14 protein-coding genes are annotated in these 9,517 nt (G+C 45.8%); 12 read left to right on the forward strand and 2 right to left on the reverse strand.

The annotated features are described in order from the left end of the window. Both H0Z19_RS10690 and H0Z19_RS10695 read right to left on the reverse strand, forming a co-directional pair. On the reverse strand, positions 1 to 264 hold a 264-nt coding region (locus tag H0Z19_RS10690; protein WP_290726475.1), incomplete at its 3' end, for a type II toxin-antitoxin system CcdA family antitoxin. 344 nt (positions 265 to 608) lie between these two features. Next, positions 609 to 1,439 carry a winged helix-turn-helix domain-containing protein gene (locus H0Z19_RS10695; RefSeq protein WP_290726477.1) on the reverse strand — a complete coding sequence of 277 codons (831 nt, stop codon included), beginning with the start codon at positions 1,437 to 1,439 and terminating at the stop codon, positions 609 to 611. Positions 1,440 to 1,520: 81 nt separating this feature from the next. On the opposite strand from H0Z19_RS10695, the gene H0Z19_RS10700 reads away from it, so the two are divergent. The 12 genes from H0Z19_RS10700 to H0Z19_RS10755 all read left to right on the forward strand — a co-directional run. Beyond that, the gene (locus H0Z19_RS10700) at positions 1,521 to 1,730 is read left to right on the forward strand and encodes a hypothetical protein (protein ID WP_290726479.1); all 210 of its coding nucleotides are present in this window, start codon (positions 1,521 to 1,523) and stop codon (positions 1,728 to 1,730) included. Further along, positions 1,730 to 1,987 (forward strand): hypothetical protein, encoded by a 258-nt coding sequence (locus H0Z19_RS10705; protein WP_290726481.1) that lies wholly within the window; start codon positions 1,730 to 1,732, stop codon positions 1,985 to 1,987. Before H0Z19_RS10700 ends, H0Z19_RS10705 begins: the two co-directional genes overlap by 1 nt. Then, positions 1,971 to 4,613, forward strand: coding sequence for a bifunctional DNA primase/polymerase (locus H0Z19_RS10710; RefSeq protein ID WP_290726483.1), 2,643 nt, complete (start codon positions 1,971 to 1,973; stop codon positions 4,611 to 4,613). The genes H0Z19_RS10705 and H0Z19_RS10710 overlap by 17 nt, the downstream gene beginning before the upstream one ends. After that, positions 4,610 to 5,035, forward strand: a complete 426-nt coding sequence (locus tag H0Z19_RS10715) for a hypothetical protein (RefSeq protein WP_290726485.1) — start codon at positions 4,610 to 4,612, stop codon at positions 5,033 to 5,035. The genes H0Z19_RS10710 and H0Z19_RS10715 overlap by 4 nt, the downstream gene beginning before the upstream one ends. A 1-nt stretch (position 5,036) precedes the next feature. Beyond that, a complete protein-coding gene (locus H0Z19_RS10720) occupies positions 5,037 to 5,249 on the forward strand; it encodes a hypothetical protein (protein WP_290726487.1) in 213 nt (70 codons plus the stop codon). 2 nt (positions 5,250 to 5,251) lie between these two features. Beyond that, positions 5,252 to 5,593: a hypothetical protein gene (locus H0Z19_RS10725; protein ID WP_290726489.1), complete on the forward strand. Its 342-nt coding sequence runs from the start codon at positions 5,252 to 5,254 to the stop codon at positions 5,591 to 5,593. Beyond that, the gene (locus H0Z19_RS10730) at positions 5,590 to 5,754 is read left to right on the forward strand and encodes a hypothetical protein (RefSeq protein WP_290726491.1); all 165 of its coding nucleotides are present in this window, start codon (positions 5,590 to 5,592) and stop codon (positions 5,752 to 5,754) included. The genes H0Z19_RS10725 and H0Z19_RS10730 overlap by 4 nt, the downstream gene beginning before the upstream one ends. Positions 5,755 to 5,786: 32 nt before the next feature. After that, positions 5,787 to 6,032 (forward strand): DUF736 family protein, encoded by a 246-nt coding sequence (locus H0Z19_RS10735; protein ID WP_290726493.1) that lies wholly within the window; start codon positions 5,787 to 5,789, stop codon positions 6,030 to 6,032. A 2-nt stretch (positions 6,033 to 6,034) separates the two neighbouring features. Next, positions 6,035 to 6,331: a hypothetical protein gene (locus tag H0Z19_RS10740; protein WP_290726495.1), complete on the forward strand. Its 297-nt coding sequence runs from the start codon at positions 6,035 to 6,037 to the stop codon at positions 6,329 to 6,331. Between the two features lie 53 nt (positions 6,332 to 6,384). After that, a complete protein-coding gene (locus H0Z19_RS10745; RefSeq protein ID WP_290726497.1) occupies positions 6,385 to 8,919 on the forward strand; it encodes a hypothetical protein in 2,535 nt (844 codons plus the stop codon). Positions 8,920 to 9,036: 117 nt separating this feature from the next. Next, complete coding sequence (locus H0Z19_RS10750) at positions 9,037 to 9,318, forward strand: hypothetical protein (RefSeq protein WP_290726499.1); 282 nt, start codon at positions 9,037 to 9,039, stop codon at positions 9,316 to 9,318. 12 nt (positions 9,319 to 9,330) lie between these two features. Further along, a partial coding sequence (locus H0Z19_RS10755; protein ID WP_290726501.1) for a hypothetical protein occupies positions 9,331 to 9,517 on the forward strand: 187 nt, incomplete at its 3' end.

Here is a 9,517-nt window from a genome sequence, read left to right on the forward strand (position 1 = left end):
TAGAGCGTCGCCTTGGCATGGCGAAGGCCTGGGGTTCAAATCCCCACCGGTCCATTCCTTAGAATGGGCCAAAGAGCGATTTACACTCCTTAGAAACTCCAAAAGCCTATCTTCAAAGAACTGAGACAGGTTGGGGATGTATTCCCTCGAAGCTTCCAGGACATCCTTTCGAACTGTCAGGTTCACCCGAACTTTCCCAAGCTTTGGACGTGGCATAATGGAAGCAATATACGTATAAAATACATAAAGTTTGGCGTTGTCCATCACTAAGGTTGGTTGGTGATTTCGTCATCTTCTTTCTTCTTCATAATAATCTTCTTAATAATAATAGGTTATAATAATAGGTTACCTGGTTACCTCGTTACCTGGGTTACTTGGTTTTTGTTGCTACTGGAGTTACCCGGTTACCTGGTTACCTGAACTTTTGTGATGTTGCCAGAAAAAGTTTAGGGGTTCACCTATATAGGGAGGTAACCCCTTAGTAAAGAAGGCCTGAGAGAGCTTTATTTCAAGAATAAACGGCTATATGGCGTTACCTTAGTTTTGACCACTTCAGGTAACCCAGGTAACTTGACATAAAATCAAATAAATCTTAATAGTAAGGTCTATTACAACAACTTAATTATATGCTCTTTAATATATTCGATTTCGTTGCCCTCTAATTCTTTTTCAACTTTCTCCCACATTTTCTTGACAACAGGACTCATTAGGCTCTCAGTTTTTAGAATCTCAACGAGGTTTTCAATGTTTTTATGAATTAGCTGAATGTTTCTTATTATTCTTTCAACAACCTCTGGATCTTTTCTGAGTTCTAACCCAATCTTTTTGATTTTGTCCAAATTTGCCCCTCCATGCTGTGCAATCCACTTGTAGATGTAAGCTTGTTCTAGAAGCAATCTTAGAGTTACAATCCCTTCCTTTAATATTTCCTCCTTTTCTCTTGTGAATTCTCTTTCTAACCATTCTACAATCTCTTCATCGGCGAATCTTTCAAAAACATAGTTCCAACCTATAGCCAGATACTTCAGAGCCTTTAGGACAATTTCCACTCCTTCTTTATCGAGGCTGAGAGTAAAATAATGGCGAGCGATTAGGCTGTAAACTTCTTTCTTGATATCTTGTCCACTTTCAATTCCTTTAATATCTAACTCTAAAAGCTCTATTACAATTTTTTTTAGGAGGACAATTGTTAAAGCCTCTTTAATAACATTTTTTGGCGCTAAATCTGGATTTAGACTGTAAATCTTAACCCTCCGATCCCTACTGTCTATTCGTTCCATAATTACTCCTTTCTCGATCAATCGTTTCAAATGTTTAGCCAATCCTTTTTTCGAGAGGCCTGTTAACTCCAAGAGTTCATTCCACTTTTTTTCTCCCTCCGATAACGCCAAAATAATCCTTCCTTCTCCTTCGCTTGCTATTTTTTTCAACTCCTCCATACACCTAGTTACCACCGAAATACTTAAATGTTTTGAAACTAATATACCACTATACACTGAGTAACTGGAGGTGTACTTTACATGGTAGGCGTCCAAACAAAATGGAACAAAGTGCAGATCTCAGCTACAATATATCCTGAACATGCAAAAATCCTTGAGGCTATTTTACAGGGTAATTATTCGAAGCCAATTGCCCATCAATCAGTTTCCGAGATTCTGAGAAGAGCTATTGAGCTTTACGCTGATTATCTTGGAGTTCAAAAAATTAAAGAGCTTGGAGGTGTTGGGTAATGCCAACCACCACAGCTCGGTACATCACCCCTGAGGAAAGTAAGAAGCAAGATTTAGATAACATTAGCGGTTTTAGTTCGAAACCTTCTCGAAGGCTCATTAAAATAGATAAGACTGGAAAGCTTTATGTTCCTGCATTCATTCGGAAAATATTCGAAGGATATCGCTTTTATCCTTACGTAGAGAACGGAAAGCTCGTTTTTGATCCTGTGAAGGTCGATGATGACCTCAAAGAGGTGAGTGAAGGTGATCATTGAAGAGCTGTTGAACTCAGCGCTCGAATATCTGTTCGAGGGTTTCAGCATAATCCCTGTGGCCCTGATCAAGTTACCTGATGGCAAATCAAGAAAACCGGCCTTGGTGGACTGGAAGAAATACCAGCACCACCTACCAACCTTAGAGGAGGTTAAGGGTTGGTTCTCAAATCCGGAACAGTTTGAGGCTATAAGGAATGGGAACAAATTGGGAATTGCCATAATAACTGGCAAAATTTCTCAAAACCTGGCTGTTGTAGATTTTGATTCCCAAGATGTCCTCCTGGAGGTTCTGCGTGAACTCAGAACCAAGTCTCCTGAAATTTATGAAAAGCTCATCAGGACCTGGATAGTTGAAACCGGGAAGGGGTTCCACTACTACCTTAGAGTTAGAGATCCTGATCCTAAGCTCTTCAATAACAGGATAGGAATAAGGCTAGGAGTTGACATCAGAGCTGAAGGAGGTTATGTTGTTGCTCCTCCCTCTCCCCATCCCTCAGGTAAACGTTACACCTTCATTGAGAAACCGGAAAGGATCCAAGAGCTGACCTGGGAGGAATACCTCACCCTCCTTAGAATTCTGGAAGGTGATAAAGAATCCAGGGAGTCCCTGAAACAGGCCAGAGAGTCTGAGGAATCCAAGGAAAGAGAGGGGGATAAAAAGCTCTCAGAGAGTGAAGTTCTGGAAATCGTTAACCTCCTTAGGCCAATTTATAGGCCAGGTTATAGGAATTACGTAATCCTCTTTCTAAGTGGATGGTTGAGAAAGGCCGGGATTGATTACAGCTCTGCCAGGAAGGTTGTTGAGATCCTGGCTGATGGAGATGAAGAGAAAGATCTCAGGCTTTACGTTTTGGATCGGACCTATGGCAAGAGGGGAACCCCACCCTCAGATGAGGAGCTAAAGGGGAAGTCCGGCCTTCAGGAAATAGCTGAGAAACTATTGGGAGAATTCCAATCCTTAGAGCTGATAAGGAAGCTGGAGGAGAAACTTGGAAGGTCCTCTCCCTTCATGGATTCAGTCTTTTCCCTGATTGATTTCTCCAGGAAACTCTATTACGTGGCAAACCCCAGGAAGGGGATAATAGCCAGGGCCTATGAAGATCCAAAGAATGGAGGGATAGTTTACAAGGAGCTGATAGCTGAAACCTGTCCTGTTAGAGTTGTTGTTTATGATGACACTCTGGGTGGAGTCAGGAAGTTTGAGATCGAGTTTGATGGGTTGCTGAAGAAAACCATAGGTCCTGCGGAGCTGGAGATCATAACCCAGAGGTTGAAGTCTGATGGAGTTGTCAAACATAAGAGACTGATTGAGGATGCCCTCTCCTCTCTAGTTATTGCTTTTATCAGGAATGGAAAGGCCGAGATAAGGAGAGAGCTTGAAAAACCCGGATTTTACTTCTTTGAAGGTCAAATCAAACCCGTTAAATGGGAAGCTGAGGAATTTACTAAGGGGGACCTGAGAACTTCCCTCCTTCTCCTTGATGAGCTAAGGAGAGAGTGGTATAATCACCTGGCTGAGAGGTTCACAACAGTAATCAAGTGGGGAATTCTGGCACCTTTCAGCTATGCAATAAAGCAGATAAGGGGAACTTATGGAATTCACTTCCCCTGGCTGTTGTTACATGGATCTTCAAATACCGGCAAATCAACCTTAGGGAAGATTATCAGGGCCATGTGGAATCTCCCTCCGGAGGAGAAAAGTGGGAAACACATTGACACTGTTCCAAGGTTTGGGGAAAAAGTTTCCAGGAGTACTTTTCCCGTTCTGATCAATGAGGTTGCTGATATCCTAGCTAAGGACTCCATCAAGGAAGTTCTGAAATCCTCAATTGAAAGCATGTTTGCAAGGGGAAGATATGTCCAGGGTGTTTATGTTGAGGAACCAGCCTTATCCCCAATGATCTTTACAACAAACAAGACCTACCCTTCAGATGATGCTCTCCTGAGGAGATTTGTTGGGATCCTCTTCACCATCTCTGATAGAGTTACAGGGGAGGAAGTCAGCAAGTTTGAGAGGAAGGTTCTACCCAGAATATACGATTTGAGGTTCCTGGGTTATTTTGTCTTTAAGAGAATCGCTGAAAATCCAGAATTGCTTAAGAAGGACTGGCTTGAGGTCTCAACCACCCTCCTTAGGGAAGCTTTTGAGTTTGCAGAGTTAGAGGTTCCTTCCTGGATTGATGAAGAGCATGAGGGGGAAAGCCTTGAGGAAATAACTGAGATCATTAATGAAGAGATCAGGGCCAGATTACTCGAGGATGTTAATCAGAGATACTCCAGACACATCTCTAAGGTTGAAGTCTATGTTGAGGATGGGACATATTATGCTCCAAAGCTGAAACACAGGCTGGAAGCCCTATTAAAGGAGAATTTCATCCCCTGGGCCAGTCTGAAAGGAGATGATGAAGTTGTTATCACAAACTCAGTCCTGAAGGTCCTGGATGGTCTGGCTGTTGATTCCCTCAAATCCTTAGCTGAGAGGTTTAACTGGGAGTATAAGAACGTTAAAATCAATGGAAAACAGGGTAAAAGGATAGTTGTTCCCCTTTCTGATTTTGTGGCCTTCCTTGAGGGTTCTGGGGCAGAAAAGAGCGATAAGGTTATAATGGAGGTGAATTCCCAGTGAGATGTCCTCATTGTGGCCAGTATATTGAAAACACTCTCTGGCAGGCCCTAAGACCTTACAGAAACCCAGAGCTCCCTGTAGTGGTCACCAACATTGATGCGGTCTTGGAAGTTGGTTCGAGAATTCGGGCCATTTTCGAGGAGAAGAACGGCCATCTAAGGATAAGAGGATATCAGGCTGTAACTCTTAAGAAGGTGGCCCGTTCTCTGAGAGTTCCCTTGTATTATATCGAGAGGGATGGTGAAGAAGTCAGACTTTACGAGTATGATGTCAATCAGATGGTTTGCTCAGATCACTTTTTGAGAGCTGATCAGCTTCTCCCTGTCTTTACTGGCTCGGTTTCGGAGTTTGGAGATTGGGTTTATCGTAAATTCATCCGTTACGGTCCTCCTTCAAGGGGGAGAAAAGAGAGGAGGTGGTAGAATGGAGGAAGTGTTGAGGAAGGACGTTTTGGAGTTGTTGAAGGCTTGGAGTGAGTGGAGCGGAGATGAGGCGATAGAATCGTTTGCGAACGAGGCGGTTCTGAAGAGCCTCCAGAGTGTTGCCGAGGACGTGGCCAGCTACGGAGTTCCCAAGGCGAGAGAGTTTGCCAGGCGAGCTGAAGAGATTCTGAAAGAGATGGGGGCGAGGGTCTGAAAATGCTGGTACCGATTGACGAGGAGCTCAAGGAATGGATAGAGATTGCAATTGAGTACAAGGTAGTAATGAAGGAATTTAAACGAGGATTTTTTGAGATTTACGAGTTAGATCGCATACCAGTTTATCCACAAATCTTAGAAGAAAGTGTAACAATCGAGGAGATCTGCAACCTCATCAGACCGTCAGTTCTGTGGATGAATAAAAGAGGATTCTCAGAGAAAGACATTGGTGAGAAGGTCGGGGAGGTTTACGGAATCAACCCAGAACATGCTAAGGTGTTGGTTGAGCGGATTCTCGGAGAACTCGAAAGTAAAGATGTTGAGGAGGCTGTTGCCCAATGAAAGTCAAAGAGGAGGATAGAGCAAACAATGAGGATGACCTCATCGAGAGGCTCAAGGCCGAGTCCAAAGATGCTATCGACTTCTTCCTGAAGCTCGGAGAGCTCATGGAGCGGGGCGAGGTGGAGGTCAAGCTGATCGTGAAGAGGAAGAAGAAGCCTTAGTGCTTCCCTTCTTTTTGAGATGGGGTGGTAGAATGGCGGGAAAGGAAAAGAAAAAGCAAAACGGCCGGAAATATCTGGCCGGGTATCTGGACTTTGGAGTTTTGGGGAAGAGAGAAACATACCTGTTCAAGAACGACAAAAGGGAGAAGGAGAACCAGCCGGCCTTCCGGCTGATGATCAAGGAAGGAGAGGCCTGGAAAGAGGTCGGAGTTTTCTGGGTTAGAGAGAGCAAGCCGAAAGAGCCAGAGGAGGAAGTATTTGATTTCACGGGGGGATAGAAATGAACAAGATATGGAAGCCTGCCCGGTCATGGTTTGCCCGGACTAAGACAGGGATGAGGGTGGAGAAACTTCTGGTCGACCTGCCTCGAGCGATTCAGCGAGAACTCGAGAATCAGGAGTTCACAGCGATCATATTCACTCCATCTGGCACTATCGAGAGAAGAGGAATCGTTTGGAATGGCCGAACCTGTGAGGTCTATGTGCCGGCACGTTACGGCAGAGAACTTCAGGGGGATGCCACAGCCTCAATCCACTTTGTGGACGGTCAGTTAAAGGTTGAGTTCGAGGTGGTCTGAAATGCTGTCCGTTGGTGGCGGAATAGGCCTCTGTATTGTAAAAGCAGAGCTGGGTGGTTGAGATGGCTCTTTCAGCTTCTGGAAATACGGGAAGGTACGGGACTGGAACTAAGGAGGATAAGGTCAGCAAGGCGTATGCGGAGCACAGAACGGCAACGATAACTCCAAGTCAGGCTAAGAATCTGAGCTCTAAGAGTGAACCTCAAAAGTCCAAACCCATTTCTCCGATTGACAGAGTTGGAGCGATATCGAGCGGCAGACTTACTGTTTCAAAGTCGAGTAAACGCCACAAACACCACAAGACTCACAAATCCACTCAGACAAAACCAACCAAGGCTGAGATTCCTGAAGCAAAGCCCTTGACAAAGCCCCCTCAAACATCCACAGACAAAGCTACTCAGGCAAAAGAAGAACTCGAGAAATTGGTTTCTAAGGGAGAACCGTCTTCAACCCAGGCAAAACCTACACGAGCGGAGATCCCTGAGGCGAGACCGAAAACCACAGAGGCAAAACCACAGCCTGGAAAAAACGTCTTCCAAAGAATTGGGGAGAACACCAGAAAAGTTTTGGAGACTGTCTACATAGGCTTGGCGAGCCTTGCCGGGGGAAAGCCTCAACCTGAAAAAACAGTCATCCACCAGGCTTGGGAGAGATACGAGAAGGGCCTGGCAAACCTTGCTGGTGCTCTGGAGAAAGAGGCTGAGAAGCATCTCGCATTTGAGAGGTATGAACCCCTCCTTGGGGAGGGTACCATACCACAGCACCTCTTCATGAAGTGGACACCGCAACCTGGGCAGCCTAAGACTCTATCCGAGCTGATTTACAAGTCACATGAGAAAGAGTTCAAGGAATACAAAACGGCAGCGGAGAGGTATAACGCAGTTGTGGAGAGATACAGGCAGAAGGGCCTGATCAACGAAAAGGGAGAGTTTGTCGGCACAGCTGAAGAGTACCAGAAGTTTAAGCAGAAAGTCAAACTCTACGAAGAAACGATAAAGAAGCACGGACCACTTGTGGAGAGGTACTCCTCCTTTAGAGAAACCGAGAAAAAGGTTGGTGATGTTTACAAGCCTCCTGCTGGATATGAAGCTGCAAGAGAGTTCTTCCTGGGAATGACAGTTGACACAGCTCTTGCCATACCGAGCATGCCTCTCTTTGTGGCCTCTCTGCTCACAAAACCAAGGAAAACTGCTGAGGAAATGGGCCAATTTATCACCGAACATCCACACCGCTTTGCAGGCCAGCTTATAGGAACAACACTCCTGTTCAAAGGGATTGGGAAGGCGGTAGAGAAGACATCTGAGGCCATCCGTTTTGCGGGTAAAGAACACATCCCAATCGAAAAGCTGACTCAGCCAGAGGTTGTGACCGGCAAGTACCCATTTCCAAGACCTGAAAAGATTGGAAGTGGTGAGGCAATCGTAAAGCAGTTTTACAAGAGCAAATCCACAAAGTGGACAGATATAGGCAAAGAGGCAAAAGTGAGCGGGTTCCATGCCACTCCAGAGGCTGGAGGAATCGTAGGCCTCGGTAAAGGTGATGTCGTCCACTCCGCAATTTACAGGCCAAAAGATATGCCGGGATTGTATATCGCACCGGATGTGTCTCCACATTTTCTAAGGATTGCTGGAGAAGCGAAATACTCCCTGATTCCACGCTTGTCATCACTCGAGTCGTTATTCGTTAAGCCCGGTATCCTTCATATCGGCCTCGAGGCTGTGGAGAGGCTTCCAAAGGATGTCAGATACAACATAGCCAGAGCTCAGGAGTGGATGAAGACAAGGGCTGAGAGGGGTAAAGCCTACGTCACACCTGAGGCGGAACTCGGTAAGCCTGAGGCTGAAGCCGTTATCTCTCCAGGAACAGAGCTCATAAACGTGAGAGGTGAAGGGTTGATTGGTGGCAAATTCAAATACTACACCAAGTGGCAGGGAAAGAAGGTTCCGATTTATGAGCTCGAAGCTCTGAGAGAAACTCTTAAAGAGGCCACAGAACAGGGGGCAAGGATAACCAGGGAGGCAAGGAAGATAGCCCGTGAAGAAGCCAAAACCTTAGAGAGATGGGTAAAGGATTACGAACTCAAGCCAGAAACGAGATGGATCGGAAGAGATGTTGGCAAAAGCCTTACTCCCTTCTCCCGGTATGGAAGGGGGCGGACAAAGTATAGAGGCTCTCCATCAGAGGTTTCCAGGGTTATGTTTGGTGAGTCAGGTAGAAGAGCCCCATTTTACAGAGAGCCTTTTTCAGAAATTAACCGGCTGATATTCGATGAGATTAGCGAGATTGATGAAATTACGGAGATTACAAGCATATACAAACCACCGAGCGAAATGGATAGCTATCCACCATACAGCCCTCCAGGTTTCCCACCATACACTCCTCCGTACACTCCCCCGAGTTTTCCGCCATACAGCCCTCCATCAATCCCCACACCAGGTTCCCCAAAGAAGAAGACCACAATACCCCCATGGTTCCCAGAAGAGCACTTCTCATTCTGGGATGAAAGCTACGGCTACGAGGAACTCAAGCACGCATTCCCATCACTTGAAGAGATGCTCTTTGGAAAGAAAGGGAGGCGGAGACGATGAACGACAGGACATCGAGCCGCCTCCCACACCTCTCAGAGTAGAGGATTGCCGGCAACTCGTGGTGATCCTACGTCACCCGGAAGTAGCCCCAACCATCGTGGGCATGCTAAGAAGAAGTTGGATGGATTCATCCTCAAACACTTTCCCATAGTGGCCTACATCCTCATGACCTCTGAGGAGTTCACAATTTCAGAACTAATGAGTGTTTTCAGCCACAGAACGGTTTACAGCTTCCTGAACAGAGGAATGAGCATAGGAGCCATTGAGAAAATAGAGAAGGGAAGGTTCAGGCTAAAGTTCTCTCCTCAACAGGTGATGCTGGCCAAACAGCTCGACCACACCAAGGTTGAAGCCGAGAGAATTCTGGTGAGGAACGGCTGTACCCTGATGATCGTGTAGGCAAGGAAACTGATGAAGGCACCACCAAGACTGGAACTCACCCACGCAACAAATGATTATATCTTTTCTTTAGGAAGCCTGGAAGGTCAGACTTCACCATCATGTTCTGGAAGGAGGGGACCCCCTCCCCCTCCCTATAGTAAAAAATTATGGTTAAGTGCACAACATCCTAAACTTATCACCCAAGAACTTCTCAATC

It is taken from the genome of Archaeoglobus sp. (genome assembly GCF_017656475.1).
Lineage (GTDB): Archaea > Halobacteriota > Archaeoglobi > Archaeoglobales > Archaeoglobaceae > Archaeoglobus.

Bases quoted from the DNA above. Each gene is read 5' to 3' on its own strand.
- H0Z19_RS10695 (WP_290726477.1), bottom strand. From the start codon at position 1,439: ATGGAGGAGTTGAAAAAAATAGCAAGCGAAGGAGAAGGAAGGATTATT.
- H0Z19_RS10700 (WP_290726479.1), top strand. From the start codon at position 1,521: ATGGTAGGCGTCCAAACAAAATGGAACAAAGTGCAGATCTCAGCTACA.
- H0Z19_RS10705 (WP_290726481.1), top strand. From the start codon at position 1,730: ATGCCAACCACCACAGCTCGGTACATCACCCCTGAGGAAAGTAAGAAG.
- H0Z19_RS10720 (WP_290726487.1), top strand. From the start codon at position 5,037: ATGGAGGAAGTGTTGAGGAAGGACGTTTTGGAGTTGTTGAAGGCTTGG.
- H0Z19_RS10725 (WP_290726489.1), top strand. From the start codon at position 5,252: ATGCTGGTACCGATTGACGAGGAGCTCAAGGAATGGATAGAGATTGCA.
- H0Z19_RS10730 (WP_290726491.1), top strand. From the start codon at position 5,590: ATGAAAGTCAAAGAGGAGGATAGAGCAAACAATGAGGATGACCTCATC.
- H0Z19_RS10735 (WP_290726493.1), top strand. From the start codon at position 5,787: ATGGCGGGAAAGGAAAAGAAAAAGCAAAACGGCCGGAAATATCTGGCC.
- H0Z19_RS10740 (WP_290726495.1), top strand. From the start codon at position 6,035: ATGAACAAGATATGGAAGCCTGCCCGGTCATGGTTTGCCCGGACTAAG.